A 19,514-nucleotide genomic window follows, 5' to 3' on the forward strand; every position below is an offset into this window, starting at 1 on the left:
CCTCTGAAGACAGAGTTGGATCTTGATATCAACTAGTACTCGGCCAGCTTTCGCTGGGCTCGGGCACGGGTCGTTTGGGCAGGAAGCGCGAAGAAATGCTCTTTGTTAGATGACTGCCGAAATAAAGGAGCGGAGTTCCTGGACCAGCGCTTCCGGCTGCTCCTCTGGGATGTAGTGTCCTGAGTTCGCAATTTGTCCGCCCCTGATGTCCTCGCACATTGGCTTAAGCCTTGCGAACAGGTCAGGTGCTGAGCCAACATCGCCGCCGAGAGCCAGGACCGGGACGCTGATGCGGTTACGGGCGAGCTCAGCATGGTCCTGGATGTCCTGCAGTACGGACCTGTAGTAGCCGAGCATTCCCCGCAGCACCCCGGGTGTGGCGTAGGCGCGTTCGTATTCATCGATGTCCTGTACGGAAAAAGTCTCCTTCCAGTTCGCCGTCTTACCGGCAAAGAACCACTCAATGAGAACTCTCTCCCTGCCGGTGAGCAGCGCTTCAGGCAGGTCCTGTATCGCGTTGAACAGGAAGTGCCAGTTGCGCCAGTTGTCAGGTCCCAACTCGATGGACGACGGGAGGGTCACCCCGGCGATGTTGGCGTCCAGGAGCGCTACCCCCAGGAGGTGCTCGCTATGCAGGTAGGCATGGGCGAAGCCGACCCACGCGCCCACGTCGTGGCCCACGTAAACGTGCTTGGTAACGCCGATCTCGGACAACAGTGAGTGCAGTCTGCGGCTCGTGGTCTTGGTGTCGAAACCGCCTGAGGGGGCGGGCGAATAGCCCTGCCCTGGAAGATCCACCGCGACGACATGGAACTGGTCGGCAAGCAGAGGAATTACTCTTCGCCATGCATAAGCACTTTGTGGGAAGCCGGCGACAAGTACAACTGTCGTATTCTCCGGATCACCAGCCTCCACGATATGCCAGCGCTGGCCCTCCGGATCATTCACCATCCGGTGCCTGCCGCCATGGTCAACACGGTTAGGGTCGGCGCCAAAAGCTTGAGTAGCCATGTCTTGCTCCTTTCGTTAAGGCCCTGCACGCTCATCTTGCCGGTGACTCATCGGGACGCTGGCTGGACTGTTGGGATGCCGTGCACCTTGGGCTTGAATTCACAATATACGTTACATATACTTGGGTCAAAGGTGGTCGTGACGCACAACACATGCCACCATTTCTCATAGCTCTAAGGAACACGACAATGACCGTCTCATCCGTTTCTCTCAGGGATAAGAGGAAGGCTTTCACAGCCAGCCTCGTCGGCACATCGCTTGAATGGTATGACTTTGCCATCTACTCAGCGTCCGCAGCCCTGCTTTTTCCTCGCTTGTTCTTTCCTTCTTCAGATTCGTTTACAGGTGTAATCCTGGCCTTCTCTACCTATGCGGTGGGTTACGTTGCAAGGCCGCTGGGAGCGCTGGTTTTCGGCCGGCTCGGTGACCGGATCGGTCGCAAACATGTCCTGGTGGCGACCCTGCTCCTGATTGGTGCGGCGACGTTCCTGATCGGGCTCCTTCCCACCTATGAAACCATCGGTTTCTGGGCCCCGTTGCTGCTCGTTCTATTGCGCCTCGCTCAAGGTATCGGGGTCGGCGGGGAATTGGGCGTGGCCGTCCTCTACAGCAACGAAAACGGAGACACCCGTCGGAGGGGATTCTGGTCCTCGGCATCGCAGATTGGGCCGCCGGCAGGAAATCTTCTCGCCAATGCCGCCCTCGCTGTCATCTCCGGAACCTTGTCCGACGAAGCCTTCTTTAGTTGGGGCTGGCGTATTGCCTTCCTCCTCTCCGCCGTACTTGTCGCTTTCGGGCTCTGGATTCGGATCCGTCTGGAAGACACCCCGATTGCCCGGGCGATCCATGCCAGCGGTGACCAGGCAGACGCACCTCTTCGGGAGGTCTTCCGCAAGGAATCCCGCGGTTTGATTGCAGCTGCTTTCAGCCGTATCGGCCCCGATGTCACCTACGCGCTCTTTACGGTGTTCGTTTACACCTACGCGACCATGGTTGTCGGATTTGAGCGATCACAGGTATTGGTTGCCGTCCTGATCGGATCAGCGGTTCAAGTCCTAGTGATTCCCTGCGCCGGCGCTTTGACCGACAGGTTCAACCGACGGCTGGTATTCGGAGTCGCTGCAGCAGCGGCTGCCGCCTGGCCGTTCATATTCTTTCCCCTTATCGAGGGCCGCTCCGGTCTGGGCCTGACCCTTGGTGTCATTACCGGACTCGTCATTCATTCCACGATGTATGGCCCGCAGGGTGCCTTCATCACGGACCAGTTCTCGCCAAGGCTCCGCTCCACGGGCAGCTCCATGGGGTTCGCGATTGGGAGCACCTTTGGTGGCGCAATCGCGCCCCTGGCCTTCGCTGCCCTGTTTGAAAACACTCACTCGTGGTTGCCCATCGCTGTATACATCGCCGTGGCCTGCTCCATCAGCATCGTTGGTATGTTGCTCGGCCGTGACTACAAGCCCTCTGAGGACGCCCACTACCTGGGCGCGCAGCCGGAGCCGGTGCTCACTCCGTCGCCGGCCACCAGCCCCAACGCTTAGACGACGTCAAATGCGCGCCAGCCAGGTGAAGGACCCCCAAGAGTCCTTCACCTGGCTGGCGCCAACAATCGCCGCTTTCTTTTCAACTGGCCGACCTGTTAGGCGCACTGAAACCTCATGACACATCACACTGATTTGCGCGGACCAGCGCAGGTAAAACTTCGTACTTCAGAAACTGCCCCCGTTAGCGGAACTGTGCCGGATGCAAAGCCCACGATAGGGGTCATCGCGGACGACGTGACGGGAGGCACAGATGTAGCTGTTGCCTTGCGTCGCCGCGGGCTTCGGACCTTGTTGTTTTTTGGAACACCCCCGCAGAGTGAGGACCTGCCCTCTCACGACGCCCTCGTCATCGCGCTCAAGACCCGGATGCTCCCGCCACTGGAAGCCGTGGACCTCTCTCTCGAGGCCCACCGCTGGCTCCAGTCACACGGAGTAGACCTGACGTACTTCAAGTACTGCTCGACGTTTGACTCCACGTCAGGGGGAAATATCGGGCCAGTGCTGGATGCTTTGGTTGCTGCCCTCAACACGAACATAGTCGTGACGACACCAAGTTCTCCAGAGCACGGGCGTACCCAGTACGCCGGGCAGCTGTTTGTCGGGGACAGTCCCCTCGACGAGTCCCACATGCGCCACCATCCCCTCACCCCCATGAAAGACTCTGACTTAAGACGCTTGTTTTCCCAGCAATCGCCGGGCAAAGCCGTTCTCATCAATCACGAAAGCGTCCGCAAAGGCGCACATGAAATCCGGCACCGCGCTGACCAGGCCGCGGCATCCGGAGCACGGTATGCCTTTATCGACGCCGTTTCCGACGAGGACCTGACGCAGATCGGATTGGTGGCCGTCGGGGAAAGGCTTGCCGCCGGGGCCGCCGGGCTCGCTGGCGGCATCGCCGCCGCAATTAATGAACTGTACGGGACGAGCGAGGAAGGCGGACCTGCCCCTGACGCAGAACACGGTCCTGCTGCCGTTATTGCGGGAAGTTGCTCAGCCAGAACACTGGAGCAGATTGAACGTATGCACAGAGCAGGAAGGCCGGCATATTTCCTTGATGCTGCCTCCATAGGAGACGCCAACCTGCTCGCCGCAAACGCTTTAGAGTGGTTTGACGGACTCCCACCAAACAGTTCCCCCATCATCTACTCCTCAGTAGAACCAGTTCTCTTGTCGAAAATTCAACTGCAACTGGGCGTTCAAGGCAGCGCCGAGATCCTGGAAAATGCGACAGGACTGATAGCTCAAGGACTGACAGCCAGGGGAGTGCGACGGCTCATCGCCGCCGGCGGCGAAACCTGCGGTGCCGTCGTTACCGCCTTGGGAATCACCGGGGGACTTGTCGGCAATGAAGCCGACCAAGGCGTGCCCTGGATCCACACTCGCCGGGGAGAACAAAAGCTGTTTCTCCTGCTGAAATCCGGCAACTTCGGAGACCCTGACCTCCTTGTAAGAGCATCAGCACCCGCCCCAGTGAATCGGGAGGGCCGTGTTGGACCCGCGTGAAGAAATTGTCGCCACGGCCAGATCCCTGTTCACCCGTTCGCTCACACACGGCAGCTCTGGCAATATCTCCCTCCGGGTACCGGAGGGCGCCCTCATCACCCCAACTGGCTCAAGCCTTGGAACCGTCACGCCCGAGGAACTATCACTCATCAGTCTCGAGGGAGCTCACCTGGACGGCCCACGCCCGTCGAAGGAGGCCTTCCTGCACGCAGCGATGTTCCGGGAGCGCCCTGGCGCGCAGGCCGTCATCCATACCCACTCAACGCATGCCGCAGCAGTTTCATGCCTTGACGGACTGAACCATGATGATGTTCTGCCCCCTTTGACCGCGTACTACGCCATGCGTGTCGGCCGACTGCCCCTGCTGCCCTACCACGCACCAGGAGATCAGGCGTTGCAAAGCACCGTTGAGTCGGTAGCGCGTGAAAACTCGACGCTGCTCCTGAGCAACCATGGCCCGGTCGTCGCCGGCCCCGCTCTTCGAGAGGCCTTGGACGCCCTGGAAGAACTGGAAGAAACCGCCAAACTCTTCCTGATGCTGCACGGGATGCCGGTACGCCCCTTGACCGAGGTGCAGCGGGCTCAACTCGCGGAACCGCGATAGAAGCCACAACAAGAAAAGGAACTTAGTGTGAAACTGTTCAGCACGCTCGCTGTTAAAAAAGCTCTTGAAGACGTCATCCTCGAAGCCTTCGAGCAGGAAACCGGCATCGAAGTCCAAACCGTATTCGATCCAACGAACCAACTTCTTCGCCGCATCCAGGACGGCGAAAAGTTCGACGTGATGATCGGCGTCACTGACTCCTTCGCGGCTCTCGATGACATCATCGATGCCCGAACCCTTACGGCCGTGGCACGCACCGGAGTTGGCGTCGCTGTCCCTCCCGGTACCCCGACTCCGGATATCTCATCGCCTGAATCATTCGTCCAGACCCTCCTGCAGGCCAGGTCAGTCGCCTACTCCCGTACAGGCGCAAGTGGCATCTACTTCACCGCGCTCCTGAACAAGCTGGGAATAGCGGAAAAAATCGGTCCCCGGGCCACAGTCCTTGAAAAAGGATTTGTCGCGGAGGCCATCGTCGACGGACGCGCCGACCTGGCAGTCCAACAACTCAGTGAACTGTTGTTCGTACCCCAAGCCCATATCGCCGGCCCTTTCCCTCCCGAACTGCAGCACTACACAGAATTCTCCGCCGCAGTCAGCGCCGAACCAGGCGAACGGTCCGAGGCGGAAACCTTCGTCAGGTTCCTGACCTCTCCGCAGGCCACGGCAGCCTACATACAAACAATGCTTGAACTGCCAGTTACCCACACAAACTGACCCACCTGTCCCGGCTTCGGCCGGGACACATACGAATAAAACGTAGCGCCGCTACTCCTTGGAAAAACCGGAAGCAAGCATATCCGCGAGACGGGTTTCGACCGAAAAGCCCGGCACACTCTTGCTCTGGAGAATGCGCACCAGCCGGTCCTGGGTGCCACGCGCATGCTGGGGGAGCAACGAGGTCAATACGGAACGGTCCTTCTTCCGGACGGCATCGATAATGAGTTCATGTTCACGGAGGTTCCTGCTGAACTGCTCATCACGCGCCTGGGGTTCGGCTGATTCGAGCTTGTACAGGTGAACGTTGAGCCGGCGCACATGTCGGTGAGTGGACTGTGCAAAATCAAAGAAAAACGAGTTTCCCATCGAGCTGTGGATACGCAGATGGAAATCCTCGTTGAGGGCGGTAATCAGCAGATAGTCAAGCTTCTTAACTGCCTTTTCATACCGGTTCTGGATGTCCATCAGGTCGTCGGCCATTGACTCGTCATCCAAATTGCAAAGCTGCCCAAGCACGTTCTCTGCGAGCTGATGGGCGACGACGATTTGACCTATCTCCTCAAGGTCAAGTTTGCGTACGAAGGTGCCACCCCTGTTGGGAAGGACGTTCACGAAACCCTCGGCGACAAGCCTGTTGATTGCCTCCCGGGCGGGCGTGCGCCCAAGCCCGAAGTCACTCAGAAGCAGGGGCTCATCAATCCGGCTGCCCGGAGCCATCGTCAGATCGATAATCCGGGAGCGAATTTTCTGCAGAGCTTCATCAGTCTGCGTTAAACGCGGCTCCACCGTAACGGCTCCTTCCTCTAGGGAAGACCTGACAGACGAGGATGCCTTAGCCGCCAAAGGGACGTTCCCGCTAGCAGCTTTGTGACGCAGTGCCGACATGGCCCAATACCCCTGTTTATTCCTGAAACCTTGGCCGCCCGATCCCGCGCGGTCCTGTCGATTCTACGGCCTCGACTCGACCGGCAGTCCCGGCAACGAGCAAATCAGACGTCGCATAAGAAGCGACCTACTCGCAGCTTGCTTCCTGCACGGTTCCGCAGGGAACCATGGGATGCACCTCGCATGTATAGCTAACCGGGTTGTTTCTGGTAACAAGGATGCCTCGCCTGAGCTCCAGAGCCGTTGGGATCAGCTGGTTAACAGCTCTGGTCAGTTCGTCATCCCTGGTCCTCGCGTCAGAAACCGTGATTTCCAGCTGATGCAAGGAGTCCAACTTGGTCATGACTTTCATTCCTTCTAGTAGAACAAGGGTGTCCATAGGGGTTTGCCGAGACAGGATTCTCGACTTTGCAGCACTCTTAGAGTCCGGAGGAACCATTGACGGGAATTGCGGCCCGTCAACGGTTCCTCCGGAAGCCTGGCGGCGGAAGTCACCATCAGTGTGTTCACGTCGGGGGCACCGTAGCTTCGCCAGCGAAGCGAACCAGTGGCAGGGCTTAGGCTTGCGCCTCGACCTTGCTGGTCGCCGCGCCCAGCAGTTCTTCATCCTCCTGTGGCTGGTAATTCCGGCCAATGATCATTCCGACGATCGAAACGGCACAAGCGATGGCAACGTAGATTGCGACTGGAACCCAAATTTTAAAGCCATCGAAGAGGGCAGCGAACGCCAGTGGTGCGATGGCGCCGCCAAAGGTGCTGCCAAGCGCGAAGCCCATTGAGCTGCCGGTGGCCCGGACCCGTGGCGAGAATTGTTCCGTGATGAATGCCCCTTGCGGCCCGTACATAAAAGAGTGGATGGTCAGCCCGGAAGCAACGCCGGCAACCAAAGCCAGCATTGAGCCCGACGAGATCAGCGGAAAGAACAGGAACGGCCAAATTGCGGCCGCCAGTGCGGCAAGGGCAAACAACAGGCGCCGGTTCATCTTGTCGCTAAGTGCGCCGGCCAGCGGAACGAAGATGATTTGGCACACGGATCCGACCATCACCGCGATGAGCACCTGCTGGCGGGGAAACTCCAACACCAGGGTCGAGTAGGTATAGATGAAAACTGCGAAGAGAGCATAAGTAACGTCGGGGCCGATACGGGCAAATGCTGCCGCAATCAAGCCCCGCCATTCATAACGGAAGACGTCCCGCAGTGGAGCAACAGGCTGCAAACCCTCGTTCTGAATTGCCCGTGAGATGGCCGTGTCCTCCAAGCGGACCCGAATAACGAGACCGAAGGCGACAAGGATGACCGAGACAAGGAACGCGATGCGCCAGCCCCATGCGAAAAATACCTCGTCCGTCATGATTGACGACAGGATGGTCAGGGAAAGGTTAGCGAGCAAATTGCCTAATGCCGGGCCTATCTGTGAAGCCGAGGACCAAAAGCCACGGCGCGCCGAGTCCCCGTTTTCGTTGCTGTACAGCACAGCGACCCCAAGTTCACCGCCAACGCCGATGCCTTGGGCGAGGCGAAGCAGGACCAGCCCGATAGGAGCGGCGACTCCTATCGTCTCGTAGGTCGGCAGCAGTCCGATTACGAATGTCGAAAGTCCGATCAAGACGAGGGTCGCTACCAGCACCTGCTTACGTCCGACTTTGTCACCAAGCCGTCCGAAAATAATGGCTCCAAGCGGGCGGGCCACGTAACCGACTGCATATGTGGCGAAAGCCAGCAATATGCCAGTCATAGGGTCGGAACTTGGGAAGAACAGTCGCGGGAAGATCAGGGCAGCTGCTGAGGAGTAGATGGCAAAGTCATACCATTCCAGCGCCGTGCCGGTGAGACTGGCCGTGAAGGCCTTAACCCGGTCTTTTGGTTGGACATCTGTAACTGTCATTTAGAGCCCCTTTGCATCTGCTGCCGGTAGTAAATATACTTAACGTATATTGCAGGAGGGCCCAGTAGAACGCAAGACCTTTTTTGGAAGAGGCTGCTTAGGTTGAGCCCTTCCTACCCTTGCCTGGGCCTACGACAGAAGGATGGTCACATGAATAGCAGCCAAGCCGGATCTGCCAAGTTGGACGCACCCAGTGCCCTGGTTACCCCGGTCGTACGCTACGGCGACCTTATTTTCGTCAGTGGCCAGCTGCCCAGGCGAGATGGGGAAATCACGGCCCGCGGAGTCGTTGGTGACCAGTGCGCCGTAGAGGACGCACGCGCCGCAGCTGCCCTAAGCGCGGAAGCGTGCCTCAAGCTGGCTGCCCAGGCTGCGGATGGTGAGAACTTCGTTGTCGCGAAAATTACCGGATTCGTGGCCAGCGCACCTCTCGCCACTCATATGGGAGCCGTTATCGATGGTGCCTCTGAGTACCTTTTGAAGAACTTGGGCGAAGAAGCAGGACGCCATGCACGCAGCGCAGTTGGAGTTGCGGCGCTTCCGCATAACGCCAGCGTTGAAGTAGAGATGATCGCACGAATCCTCTGACAAGCAACAAGGGTGTCGGGTGGGGCCAGGTCTCATGCCGCTCAGACACCGCAGGAAACTGCGCTCAGGTCCCCAGAGCGGCTGAAACTGAGCACCGACAGGTGAAACGCGTGGCCAAGTAGGGGAGTGGCCAGCGCGGTCGCGCGGAAGTCTAGTGTCCAGAGAGCTGCTTTACACGACCCGGTTCCGTATCCCTTTGCGTCATGACCAGACGGCTACCCCGGCGAGAGTCCGCGGGCAGCGTTCCTGATCCTTCTGAAGGTCCCTGTCCGACGCTGGTACCGAGCGGCAGTCCGTCCCGATCAAGGGGACGCCCTTTTGATCGACATGAAGTCCTCAGTGATCTGCCCGGCGGCGGGGTTGACGATGATGACGGAGTTGGCCGGCCAAGACGGGTCGGGGCATGCGGGAGATGTCGAGGTCAGAGATAAGAGTGCTGTTTTTCGGCCTGTTGTAGGCGGCCACGACTTTTCCTGTGCGGTGATCATGGTCACTGGTTTCCTGAGGAATGCCTTTTGCGCTGCCACACAGGGCGTTGAGTTCCACGATCCCTCCAACCGCCGATGGGACACTCCTGTACGGTGTCCGGGCCACATGTGTCTCGGTTTTCGAGGAGCGCCCTAAGCGCTCGGGGAGCTGTCTTGCAGAAGGTAGCGAGGGACATTATGAGCGTCCGAGTGGAACTTTGGCGCTGTTTATAGCAGTCCGCGTCCGTTCTTGGAAGCGCCGTCAGTGGCCCGATCAGATTGTGTTGGTGGCGGTAGGAAGGAGTGAGCGTTGGCAAGTACGGGTAGTTTCAGGCGGACGTCTTCAACTTCGTTTGGGTCGATGTCTACGAACGCCAGGGATGGCTCTGCGCTGAGCTGAAGGATGACTTGACCGAGAGGTGAAACGACGGCGCTGTGCCCTACCCCTGTGGGGGCGTTCCCTACCCGCGGTATTCCAAGAGTCGTTGGATCGGCTTGCCCGCATGCAATGACGAAGGACGTGCTATCCAGTGCACGTGCCTGGGTAAGGAGGGACCATTGCTCGATCTTGTTTTCTCCGGCGCCCCAAGAGGCACACACGATGTTGATCGTGGCACCCATACCTGCTGATGCTGTGAATAGCGCGGGAAAACGGATGTCGTAACAAGTCGCCAGTCCTACCGTATGGCCGTTGAGTGCGAAGGTGACGGGGCGAGTGCCCGGCTCCACGCTGTCTGATTCCTTGTACCCGTACGCGTCAAATAGATGCACTTTGTCGTAGCTGTTGTCGACCTCCGGGCCCACTGCAAGCAAGGTATTTTTCACACGGTGTCCGCTCCCGGGCGTGAACATCCCAACGACCATGACGATGCCCAGACCTATAGCCATCTCGCGTACCCTGTTGGCCCAGGGACCGTTTAAGGGCTCGGCTATGGGATACAGATCGTTGCCAAAAGCGCACATGGTGGCTTCAGGGAACACAACCAGCTCGGCTCCCCCTTTCGCTGCGTCCTGACCAAACCGTTCAACGAGTTCCAAATTTTTTAGCGGATCCCCGCAGCTACTGATTTGTGCGACTGCTATGCGCATACATCGTTTCCTTCCTGGATATCGTGAGCACGGGTAAAGCGTTAGGTATACCGGGTTCCTGACGAGGCACGACGTACTCGTACCTCCGCCAGTACGTCTTGACGGACGGTTCGATGCAAGTTCAGTTACTCAACGAGCAGGAACTGGCAGAGCACATTAGCGCCTGCACGTAGCTCCGTCCGCAGTCATTCCTTCTCTTCGAGGACGACAGGTACGTGAAACTAATCCCTCAACTCAGCGCCTATGTCCCGCCCGTACTGCTGGCCCGTCGTTTCAGATCCCCTTAGGATTTGGTCCGTTTTTTGACATTCATGGATCGCGGGGCGTCTGTTGCAGAAGTGGCCTACACGACGCGCGCACGGTCCTTGCGTCATAGGTGCCCTAGTTGATTTCTCATCCTCCTGGCGGTCAGGTCGTTCGCGGACTGCGGCCTATCGAAGCACCGCGAGCAGAGCGAGATGAATCGGTATCGGAAAACACTGGCGGGATCGACAAACGGTTGAACCTAGCATATACATAACGTATATTCCTTCCAAGGGCTCTTATCTCGCGTTTCCCGGGCGAGGCTCAGGTCTATTCGAGCGTCGGCGATGCAGGTGTTGTAAGGCATACCCGGCATAGACGCACGTGCCCCCTAATACTTCAAACCACAATGCTGCATACGCAGAAGGAGACATGATGTCGACTCTTACTCTTGTGATGCCGGATGGAACAACTGAGGACGTCCGGGTACTCCATTTGCTTAACGCGGGCTACGCAGGACGTGAACAACAAGAAGTGCAGGCGCATATCGCTGAGCTGGCTCAGCTTGGTGTAGCTGCACCTTCCGCGACACCGGCCCTTTACCCAGTCTCTCCCTATCTCGCTCAGCAGACGGACACTGTTCATGTGCAGCACGATAAGACCTCTGGTGAAGCGGAATGGGCTCTCATCATCACCGAGGACGACGTGCTACTGACCGTCGCATGCGACCACACCGACAGAGCTTTAGAGGTACATGGGGTTGCGTGGAGCAAGAATGCGAGTCCTAACGTGCTGGGACGCCAAGCGTGGAAACTGGATCACATCCGCGAGCACTTGGACAGCATTACCCTTCGAGCATGGGTTGGCACTGGGCACGATGAGGAGCTGATCCAGGACACTACCCTGGAGACACTGCTATCCCCGGATTATTGGCTGCGTGTTCTATCTGACAGGGGGCTTCGCGAGGCCGGTACAGTGCTGATGTCGGGAACGGTTGCGATGATTCACGGCATTGATCAATTCGGTTCTACCTGGCGGGTCGAACTTGCCGATCCGGTCCTAAATCGTTCTCTTGAACTGAAGTACAACATCGTTGTCATGCCTGCGCCTGTTGGCTAGTTCGTGGATGCAGCATGGTCACGCCGCACCTATAAGGAGCGGCGTGAAGTTCGTCAGAATCACACAATGCCGGACCAATACTGGGTTGCGGACCCTAATGCGGTACAAGGAGAAATGATGTCAAAACCAAAAATTGAGTTTCATGTTCCTTCAGGGGAGTGGGTGATGGCGAGCAACTCAGGGATTTCTGATCAGATCCTGGCTCGTGACGAAGCTACTGGTGACACGACCCTGCTACAGCGTTATGAGCCGGGCGCGTCCACCCCTGAGGGCACCATCACGCACGACTATTGGGAGGAAGCGTTCATCGTGACAGGTACCTTAACTGACCTCGGATTGGGCGTAACCTTCGATGCGGGGTCATATGCATGTCGACCGCCTGGCATGCAGCACGGGCCATTTACTAGCGCTACGGGGTGCCTAACTTTCATTGTAAACAGGTATTCCTAACTCAAATCCCTGCTGACAGATCGCTTTTACCAGCTTCAGTGAGGCACACCCCGCGTCAAACTGAATAGCATCGCCTCCAAATCAGGCGAGGCTACTTCGGATAATTCAGGTGCACCTTTCGGGCAACATCTATAGCCTAACGCCGAGATGCCCCGGTGGTGACTGCTCGACGGGTAACGACTCTGGGGCGGCAGATCGAGCGTGGTTCCCGTGAACGAAGCGTTGTGGCTTCAGTACCGCGATTTCTGAACAGCGCGCCCAGGGGCATGGCTGCCCCAACGTCCTTTAAGTTCTGCGGCATGACCGTCGACATATGTGGCTGCTAAGACACCCACAATCAGCTCCTCGAAAAACGACGGGCTTTGTCGAGCATCAACTGAAAGAGAACCGCACATAGCTATGTACAAATGATCGAGAAGGAGTCTTCACATGAGCGCTTCTACCACTCAGGACCGTCACCGGGAGGTGCTCCGTGCGATAATCGGACTTGCTCCAGACGGTGTTGCGTATGTTCCCAGCGCGAGTATCGCACCCATCATAGACGGGGCACTGGAGGCCCAGGCGAACGGTGATCTTGCACTGGTGTACCCGGTGTCCCGTGAAGAGGAGGCAATGGGCCTTGTCGGCGCGTACCCTTTCGCCGGCAAGTTCGGCGTCATAATCATGCAGGACAACGGTTTCGGCAACGCCCTGACTGCGTTAACCACATTCGCCGCGGCCTACCACTTGCCGCTGCTCATCGTGGCGAACACCCGCGGTGGGTTGGGCGAGTACAACTCGATGATCCACAGCATCTCCGAGCCCGTTCCGGAACTGCTGCGCTCTGCAAACATCCCGGTATTTCGTGTAGACCGTCGAAACCCCCCAGAGGACTGGGGCGCCACCGTGAAGGAAGCCGGCAATCACGCAAAAATGACGTTCCGCCCGGTCACTGTCCTGATGGAGTTCTACGACCATAAAGATGGAAAGGCCAAGGCATGAAACGCATCGAAGCCCTCCGGGCGGTAGTAGACGCAACCTCGGACCTCCCCGTCATCGCCACGTGCGCTGCGACCAGCCGCGAACTTGCCTCCATTGAAGACCGTGACAATCACCTTTATCTTCTTGACGCGATGGGGCTTGCGGTCTCAGTCGGCACGGGCTTGGCCCAGGCGATCGAGGGAAGCGCTGTTTTGCGGGCAGTTGTTATTGAAGGTGACGGGTCATTGCTGATGAATCCGGGAGCTGCACTGACTGCCGGTTATCTGAGGCCGGAAAACCTGGTTATCGTGCTGCTGGACAACGGCGTGTACGCCTCCACCGCGTCGATCCCAACCCACGCGCAGCAGCTGGACCTTGGTCGCATTGCCGAGGCCGTGGACCTGAAAGTCCTCCAGGTGCAGAACACCGAGGAATTGGCCCTGGCTCTGAGGCAGACCCTGTCCGAAAACGGGCCGTGGTTCATCCACGCACGAACCGAACCCGGCAACGAGCCCGGGATCGAGCTGCTGTTAATCGATCCAGTGGTGCACGGTGACCGTTTTCGCCGATGGCTCAGCCAGCGCCTGCATGCCTGAAGCGCTGCGGGCCCGAAAGCCAACTGACCCGTAAAACTATTTGCATCATAATTGCGACGGGAGCATTGAATGAGTAGTGGACCTACTCTGGACCTCAGCCGAAGTAAGCTCTTCATCGGCGGGGAATGGAGACATGGGCGAACCGGCCAGACCCTCCCGGTCATCAACCCGGCAACGGGAGAAGCCTTTGCCTACGTAGCCGACGCCACCGTCGAAGATGGCCTGGCCGCATTGGACGCCGCCTGTACCGTCCAGAACAGCTGGGCGGCTACACCTGCCCGAGTCCGGGCTGACATCCTTGCCCGCACGTACCAAAGCATCATCGACCGCCGGCATGAATTCGCATGCCTGATCGCGGACGAGATGGGCAAACCTTGGGCGGAAGCCCAGACCGAAGTTGACTATAGTGCCGGGTTCTTCCGCTGGTTCGCCGAATCTGCGGGACGCATCCACGCCGAAGGCCAGCTCGGCCTCGAGCCCGGCTCCAAGTACCATATCGCCGTATCCAAGCGCCCGGTCGGCCCGTCCCTTCTGATCACCCCCTGGAACTTCCCTCTCGCCATGGGCGCCCGCAAGATTGCCCCGGCCCTTGCCGCTGGCTGTACCACAGTGCTCAAACCCGCCGCCCAGACCCCTCTGACTTCCCTGCTGCTCGCCCAGGTCCTACAAGAAGCAGGGGTCCCGGCCGGCGTCATAAACGTCGTTGTTACAGGTAACTCCAGGGACCTGATCGCTGCCATCATGAAGGACCAACGTACTCGGAAGATTTCCTTCACCGGATCCACCAAGGTCGGAAAGAGGCTCCTGGCCCAAGCCGCACAGAACGTCATGAACACCTCCATGGAGCTCGGCGGCAACGCACCGCTGATTGTGTTCGACGACGCCGACATCGAAGTCGCTCTCGAAGGCGCCTTCTTGGCAAAACTGCGCAACGGTGGACAGTCCTGCGTAGCCGCGAACAGAATTTATGTCCAAACCGGCATTGAAGCCGAGTTCACCGCAAAATTCATCGAACGCCTCGCAGCCCTACGGGTCGGTGACCCTCACGACCCGAACACAGTTTTGGGTCCGCTTATCGACGACAAGCAGCGCAGCACTGTCCACAGCCTTGTCACCGACGCGGTCACCAAGGGCGCCACCTGCCCCATCGGGGGCCAGATTATCGAAGGGGCCGGCTACTACTACCCGGCGACCGTCCTGACGGACATCCCTGCCGACGCCATAATCAGGAAGAAGGAGATTTTCGGCCCCGTGGCCGCCATCTACACCTTCAACACTGAACTAGATGTGATCGACCAGGCCAACGGCACCCCTTATGGCCTAGCCTCCTATGTCTTCACACAAAACCTCGCACGTGCACTGCGCGTTGCTAACGCCATTGACGCGGGCATGACCGGCATAAACTGTGGCCTCATCTCCAACCCTGCCGCCCCCTTCGGCGGGACAAAACAGTCAGGCCTCGGACGCGAAGGTGGCACCGAAGGCCTCGGCGCCTATCAAGAAACCAAATACACCGGCATTCAGCTTTGATCGGACAGGTCGGACTAACCGCAGGCAGAACCGGCAGGATCGGTCCTTCCTGTGGCTGCTCCTACAGAACTGATACCTGTTCCCCAGCGGCGAGGATCTGCACAGTGTCAACACCGTGTGCGGCTCCCAATTGCGATCCGCTGTCAGGCGTATCGGCCTGCACTGGAAGCCGCGCCCTCAAGTTGTTGGTGCCGCATCTGTCCGTTTGTGCAATTGCGAGTTGATCTGGTGTTCAAGCACAGCCGGCGGAGAAGCCATTATGACGATTGTTCGAGGCGAACCAACTAAACGCCGATAATGGATATTCCGTCAGGTATCTACACTGCCGCTCCCGTCAAAGTTTCTCTGAGGTCCCCTTACCGTGAAGTCTGGGGGACGGGGGGTGGCGGGCAGAGCGGTGCAACTTGCGGCCGCCGGTCCACAGTCGTATCTGGCGTACGGCAAACCTCGCGACGGATCGCGTTTCCGTCAAAATAGCGCGGTATTTCGTTTTCTTGGCAGTGACTCAATGGTCTCCTCAGATCCCACCCTGACAGTAGAGGGGCAGGAAACCGATAGTGCGATAGGCCGCGAATCATGGAAATAGTCCGAAAATCGGGGCTAAAAGAAAACAGCTTGGCGAAGGGGCCTGCGATGTTGCCCTTTGTGGCTCGGCAGGCGCCCGAGAACAAGAGCAGAGTGCACCGACAGTCGGATCCTCCCTTGTCAGGCAGCCCGGCCGTCAGATTGGGGTGTGCTTTCAACGGACACTCTGCGAAAGATTCATGCGTTGGCCTGCAATTCGGGCTCTTCTTACCTTGGCGCCCCTGCTGCCAAGCGTCCTGAGCTGACCGCTCCGGTAGGCATCCTGCCCGTCCCTTAACCACAGCCTGTTCGACTGTGGTTGCAGCCCTCCGCAGTGGCCGCTGAACGCCGCTTTGCCCGAACCAGCTTTCTGTCCGTGGTGTACGGGTTCCTTCCTTTGGGAGGTGATTAGCCGCTCCTGACAGGACCTGCCGATGGCTTGCAATTCAAAATCGTGTCCGACGATGATCCATCCCGAATCCTTTGGTGAGGCGGGGTAACAATGCCCCGCCTTGTGGGGAAATATTTTGGGCCTGCCGTTGGTCTTGAGATGGCACGAAGGGTTACGAAACGACTCCCACCTTGCTTCCTCGTCCTAATTCCACGGGAAAATCCGCGCAATCGGTACCTACCAGGGGTTGTTTGAGGACGATTCGCGACGCAACGCGACGGTGTACCAGTGGGTAGGTTTCGCTGCATTGCCCTGGATTTCTCTAGTTTCCGCCGCATGTCGTTGTGCGTCAGGTTTGCTCTGTGCGACGCCGTGTGATCTGACCGTTACTCCCGGTTTCCCTCCATTAACGGCGCTCTTCTGCGGCGGTTTCTTCTCTGCTCTCATGGTGGACACAACGCAAGGCGGCCACACCCCGTCCCACACATTCCACCCTCGAAGCTAAGAAAGTCCCTTATGAAAAACGCGCACATATCCCGCAGAACCTTCTCTGTCCTCGGCGTGGCCGCGGCCATGTCCGTCTCCTTGGTAGTGTCCGGCTGCGGGGGCCCGGCGACTGCTCAGGACAGTACTGGAGCACCTGAGGTTACGGAACTGCGCTACGAAGGCTCAGCCAACAGCGTCAGCCTTCCGGAGTTGGCCGAGGACCTTGGCTATCTGGGTAATGTGAAGCTGAACTGGGTGGGAAACACCATCAGCGGCCCGGCCAGCATCCAATCGGCCGCGACCGGTGCCACCGATTTCGGGGGTGCGTTCTCCGGGGCCGTCGTTAAACTCATCGAGGCAGGCGCCCCGGTAACTGCCGTCATCAACTACTACGGGTCGGACGAGAAGACCTTTTACGGCTTCTACGTCAAGGACGACAGCCCGATCCGCACCCCCCGGGATCTCATCGGCAAGAAGGTGGCCGTGAACACTCTGGGCGCGCACCACGACGCGGTCTTGAACAGCTACCTGAAGAAAAACGGTCTCAGCCAGGACGAGATCAAGCAGGTCCAGCTTGTCGTGGTTCCACCCAACGACACCGAGGAAGCCATCCGCCGTGGCCAGGTCGACGTCGGGGTCCTGGGCGGGGTGCTGCAGGACAATGCTGTCGCCAAGGGTGGGCTTCGTTCTCTTTTCAGCGACTTCGAGCTGTTCGGAACGTTCGCCGGCGGCCAGTACGTCCTGCGCAAAGACTTCATCGAAAAGAACCCGGAGACCACGAAGATCTTCACCACCGGCGTCGCCAAGGCCATCGAGTGGGAACGCACCACCCCGCGCGATGAGGTGATCGCCCGCTTCACCAGCATCATCGAAAAGCGCCAGCGTAATGAAAGCACCGCGGCGTTGAAGTACTGGAAGAGCGTCGGCGTGCCAGCTAAGGGGGCCATCACCGACCAGGACTTCAACCGCTGGTCAGAATGGCTGAAAGACACCGGCATCGTCACCGGGGACATCACACCGTCCAAGTACTACACCAACGAATACAACGGATTGCTGAAGGCCTCATCATGACGCAGAGCTACGTGCCTAAAATCAGCCTGCAGAACGTCGGGAAAACCTTCACCGTCAGGCCTACCAAGGACGCCCCGCTCGGTTCAACCCTAACGGCTCTGGACGGTATCACCCTTGACGTCGCCGCTGGGGAATTCCTCACTTTGGTTGGTCCCAGCGGGTCCGGGAAAACAACACTGCTGGACCTCCTGGCCGGGCTGACCCGGCCAGATACCGGAAAGGTGCTGCTGGACGGCAAAGAGGTCACCGGGCCGGGCAAGGACAGGGCTGTTGTCTTCCAGCAATACGCACTGTTTCCCTGGCGCACGGCCGCGGCGAATGTCTCCTTCGGGTTGGAAGGCACCGGACCGGACGGCAAACGCCTCAGCCGCAGGGAACGTGCAGAAAGGGCCCGCACCTACCTTGACCTTGTGGGCTTGGCCGGCTTTGAGGACCGTTACCCGCACGAACTCTCCGGCGGAATGAAGCAGCGCGTGGCAATCGCCAGAAGCCTCGCCTATGAGCCGGACGTCCTGCTAATGGACGAGCCTTTCGCCGCCTTGGACGCCCAAACACGCGAACAGTTGCAGGAGGAGCTGCTGCGGATCTGGCGGACCACCGGGAAGACCATCATCTTCATCACCCACGGCATCGATGAAGCGGTTTATCTGGGCCAGCGCGTTGCTGTGCTCAGCTCACGCCCCGGCCGGCTCAAGGAAATCGTCCCAATCAACCTCGGAGACAGGACCCGGGATGGCGACGTCCGATCCGACGCGAGGTTCGTGGAGCACCGGCACAAAGTCTGGGCGCTCCTTCACGACGAAGTCCTCAAGGCCCAGCAAGCCGGTCACACCAAGATCCTCCCCGACGGCACCGCACCCGATGAAACCCCGCAGCCTATCAGCGGAAAGGCAGCCTGATGAGCGCCCCAACCCTGACCACAAACACACACTCCACCACGCAGACCAGCGTCACCTCGCCCACCGCAGATGACGTCACCCTGCGGAGAAGCCCTGCTCCTGCAGCCGGTCTTTCCAGAATCAAAAGTGGACTAGTCAACGGCGGCCGGGCCCTTTGGAGGGCGGGTGCGATCCTGCTGTTCCTGCTTCTATGGGAACTCGGACCCCTCTACCTCGCCCCGGCCTCCACCCGGGTCTTCCTGCCGCCACTGCACGAAGTCCTCGCTGCTCTGGGCTCACTCATAGCCAACGGCCAATTGCAGAACCACCTCGGCGCCAGCCTCACCCGGTCCGCGAGCGGATTTGGCATCGCCGTGGTCTCCGCCGTCGTCCTGGGCCTCCTCGTGGCCTGGTACGGAGCCCTTGACCGGTTCCTGAACCCCCTGCTCGAAGTTTTCCGGAATACCGCCGCGCTGGCCCTGCTCCCCGTGTTCACCCTGCTGCTCGGGATCGGCGAAACCTCCAAGATCAGCATCGTGGCCTACGCCGCGTTCTTCCCGGTGCTCCTAAACACCATCGCCGGAGTTCGGACAGTAGACCCCCTATTGATCCGCGCAGCCCGCTCCCTGGGACTGTCGAACTTCACTCTCTTCCAAAAAGTCATCCTTCCCTCAGCGGTACCAACCATCTTCACCGGCATCCGCATGGCCGGCACCTCATCAATCCTTGTCCTCATCGCCGCCGAGATGGTCGGCGCGAAAGCAGGCCTGGGCTACCTGATCGTCAATTCGCAGATGAGCTTCCTCATCCCCGACATGTACGCCGGCATCCTGGCCGTCTCACTGTTGGGCCTGGCCGTGAACTACCTGTTGGTCGGCGTCGAACGCCACTTCTCCCGCTGGCGTACCGCAGTCGGCTCCCGGAACAGCTGA

The 19,514-nt window shown here is 59.0% G+C and carries 17 protein-coding genes; 13 read left to right on the top strand and 4 right to left on the bottom strand.

Annotated elements, in window-relative coordinates:
- Window positions 1-105: 105 nt before the first annotated feature.
- Window positions 106-1,011, bottom strand: a complete 906-nt coding sequence (locus FDW84_RS00865; RefSeq protein ID WP_240721297.1) for an alpha/beta fold hydrolase — start codon at window positions 1,009-1,011, stop codon at window positions 106-108.
- A 188-nt stretch (window positions 1,012-1,199) separates the two neighbouring features.
- On the opposite strand from FDW84_RS00865, the gene FDW84_RS00870 reads away from it, so the two are divergent.
- The 4 genes from FDW84_RS00870 (at window position 1,200) to FDW84_RS00885 (ending at window position 5,376) form a co-directional block, all read left to right on the top strand.
- Entirely contained in the window at window positions 1,200-2,549 is a 1,350-nt protein-coding gene (locus FDW84_RS00870; protein WP_240721298.1) for an MFS transporter, read from the top strand.
- A gap of 195 nt (window positions 2,550-2,744) precedes the next feature.
- Window positions 2,745-4,055, top strand: a complete 1,311-nt coding sequence (gene otnK, locus FDW84_RS00875) for a 3-oxo-tetronate kinase (protein WP_240721299.1) — start codon at window positions 2,745-2,747, stop codon at window positions 4,053-4,055.
- Entirely contained in the window at window positions 4,042-4,659 is a 618-nt protein-coding gene (gene otnC, locus FDW84_RS00880) for a 3-oxo-tetronate 4-phosphate decarboxylase (protein ID WP_138605753.1), read from the top strand. Before otnK ends, otnC begins: the two co-directional genes overlap by 14 nt.
- A 27-nt stretch (window positions 4,660-4,686) precedes the next feature.
- Window positions 4,687-5,376 carry a substrate-binding domain-containing protein gene (locus FDW84_RS00885; RefSeq protein WP_138605644.1) on the top strand — a complete coding sequence of 230 codons (690 nt, stop codon included), beginning with the start codon at window positions 4,687-4,689 and terminating at the stop codon, window positions 5,374-5,376.
- Window positions 5,377-5,427: 51 nt separating this feature from the next.
- On the opposite strand, the gene FDW84_RS00890 is transcribed toward FDW84_RS00885, so the two are convergent.
- Both FDW84_RS00890 and FDW84_RS00895 read right to left on the bottom strand, forming a co-directional pair.
- Window positions 5,428-6,165, bottom strand: coding sequence for a GntR family transcriptional regulator (locus FDW84_RS00890; RefSeq protein WP_171046596.1), 738 nt, complete (start codon window positions 6,163-6,165; stop codon window positions 5,428-5,430).
- Window positions 6,166-6,821: 656 nt separating this feature from the next.
- Window positions 6,822-8,150, bottom strand: a complete 1,329-nt coding sequence (locus FDW84_RS00895; protein WP_138605648.1) for an MFS transporter — start codon at window positions 8,148-8,150, stop codon at window positions 6,822-6,824.
- A 150-nt stretch (window positions 8,151-8,300) separates the two neighbouring features.
- Here FDW84_RS00895 and FDW84_RS00900 point away from each other — a divergent pair, with 150 nt between their 5' ends.
- Entirely contained in the window at window positions 8,301-8,738 is a 438-nt protein-coding gene (locus tag FDW84_RS00900) for a RidA family protein (RefSeq protein ID WP_138605650.1), read from the top strand.
- A gap of 695 nt (window positions 8,739-9,433) precedes the next feature.
- Here FDW84_RS00900 and FDW84_RS00905 read toward each other — a convergent pair.
- Window positions 9,434-10,294: a carbon-nitrogen hydrolase family protein gene (locus FDW84_RS00905; RefSeq protein WP_138605652.1), complete on the bottom strand. Its 861-nt coding sequence runs from the start codon at window positions 10,292-10,294 to the stop codon at window positions 9,434-9,436.
- A 678-nt stretch (window positions 10,295-10,972) separates the two neighbouring features.
- Here FDW84_RS00905 and FDW84_RS00910 point away from each other — a divergent pair.
- From FDW84_RS00910 to FDW84_RS00945, 8 genes are all read left to right on the top strand, one after another.
- Entirely contained in the window at window positions 10,973-11,656 is a 684-nt protein-coding gene (locus tag FDW84_RS00910) for a DUF2848 domain-containing protein (RefSeq protein WP_138605755.1), read from the top strand.
- Window positions 11,657-11,821: 165 nt separating this feature from the next.
- A complete protein-coding gene (locus FDW84_RS00915; RefSeq protein ID WP_371419115.1) occupies window positions 11,822-12,106 on the top strand; it encodes a cupin domain-containing protein in 285 nt (94 codons plus the stop codon).
- Window positions 12,107-12,535: 429 nt separating this feature from the next.
- Window positions 12,536-13,087, top strand: a complete 552-nt coding sequence (locus FDW84_RS00920) for a thiamine pyrophosphate-binding protein (RefSeq protein WP_240721300.1) — start codon at window positions 12,536-12,538, stop codon at window positions 13,085-13,087.
- Window positions 13,084-13,662 (top strand): thiamine pyrophosphate-dependent enzyme, encoded by a 579-nt coding sequence (locus FDW84_RS00925; protein ID WP_138605654.1) that lies wholly within the window; start codon window positions 13,084-13,086, stop codon window positions 13,660-13,662. The genes FDW84_RS00920 and FDW84_RS00925 overlap by 4 nt, the downstream gene beginning before the upstream one ends.
- A 69-nt stretch (window positions 13,663-13,731) precedes the next feature.
- Entirely contained in the window at window positions 13,732-15,192 is a 1,461-nt protein-coding gene (locus FDW84_RS00930; RefSeq protein WP_138605656.1) for an NAD-dependent succinate-semialdehyde dehydrogenase, read from the top strand.
- 1,471 nt (window positions 15,193-16,663) lie between these two features.
- Window positions 16,664-17,704, top strand: a complete 1,041-nt coding sequence (locus FDW84_RS00935; RefSeq protein WP_240721301.1) for an ABC transporter substrate-binding protein — start codon at window positions 16,664-16,666, stop codon at window positions 17,702-17,704.
- Window positions 17,701-18,603 (top strand): ABC transporter ATP-binding protein, encoded by a 903-nt coding sequence (locus FDW84_RS00940; RefSeq protein WP_138605658.1) that lies wholly within the window; start codon window positions 17,701-17,703, stop codon window positions 18,601-18,603. Before FDW84_RS00935 ends, FDW84_RS00940 begins: the two co-directional genes overlap by 4 nt.
- Complete coding sequence (locus tag FDW84_RS00945; RefSeq protein ID WP_138605660.1) at window positions 18,603-19,514, top strand: ABC transporter permease; 912 nt, start codon at window positions 18,603-18,605, stop codon at window positions 19,512-19,514. The genes FDW84_RS00940 and FDW84_RS00945 overlap by 1 nt, the downstream gene beginning before the upstream one ends.

This window comes from Pseudarthrobacter sp. NamE5, from assembly GCF_005796225.1.
Lineage (GTDB): Bacteria > Actinomycetota > Actinomycetes > Actinomycetales > Micrococcaceae > Arthrobacter.

Coding starts and splice junctions, on each gene's coding strand:
- FDW84_RS00935 (WP_240721301.1), top strand. CDS start 16,664: ATGAAAAACGCGCACATATCCCGCAGAACCTTCTCTGTCCTCGGCGTG.
- FDW84_RS00915 (WP_371419115.1), top strand. CDS start 11,822: ATGGCGAGCAACTCAGGGATTTCTGATCAGATCCTGGCTCGTGACGAA.
- FDW84_RS00925 (WP_138605654.1), top strand. CDS start 13,084: ATGAAACGCATCGAAGCCCTCCGGGCGGTAGTAGACGCAACCTCGGAC.
- FDW84_RS00930 (WP_138605656.1), top strand. CDS start 13,732: ATGAGTAGTGGACCTACTCTGGACCTCAGCCGAAGTAAGCTCTTCATC.
- FDW84_RS00870 (WP_240721298.1), top strand. CDS start 1,200: ATGACCGTCTCATCCGTTTCTCTCAGGGATAAGAGGAAGGCTTTCACA.
- FDW84_RS00900 (WP_138605650.1), top strand. CDS start 8,301: ATGAATAGCAGCCAAGCCGGATCTGCCAAGTTGGACGCACCCAGTGCC.
- FDW84_RS00920 (WP_240721300.1), top strand. CDS start 12,536: ATGAGCGCTTCTACCACTCAGGACCGTCACCGGGAGGTGCTCCGTGCG.
- FDW84_RS00865 (WP_240721297.1), bottom strand. CDS start 1,011: ATGGCTACTCAAGCTTTTGGCGCCGACCCTAACCGTGTTGACCATGGC.
- FDW84_RS00940 (WP_138605658.1), top strand. CDS start 17,701: ATGACGCAGAGCTACGTGCCTAAAATCAGCCTGCAGAACGTCGGGAAA.
- FDW84_RS00905 (WP_138605652.1), bottom strand. CDS start 10,294: ATGCGCATAGCAGTCGCACAAATCAGTAGCTGCGGGGATCCGCTAAAA.
- FDW84_RS00945 (WP_138605660.1), top strand. CDS start 18,603: ATGAGCGCCCCAACCCTGACCACAAACACACACTCCACCACGCAGACC.
- FDW84_RS00910 (WP_138605755.1), top strand. CDS start 10,973: ATGTCGACTCTTACTCTTGTGATGCCGGATGGAACAACTGAGGACGTC.
- FDW84_RS00895 (WP_138605648.1), bottom strand. CDS start 8,150: ATGACAGTTACAGATGTCCAACCAAAAGACCGGGTTAAGGCCTTCACG.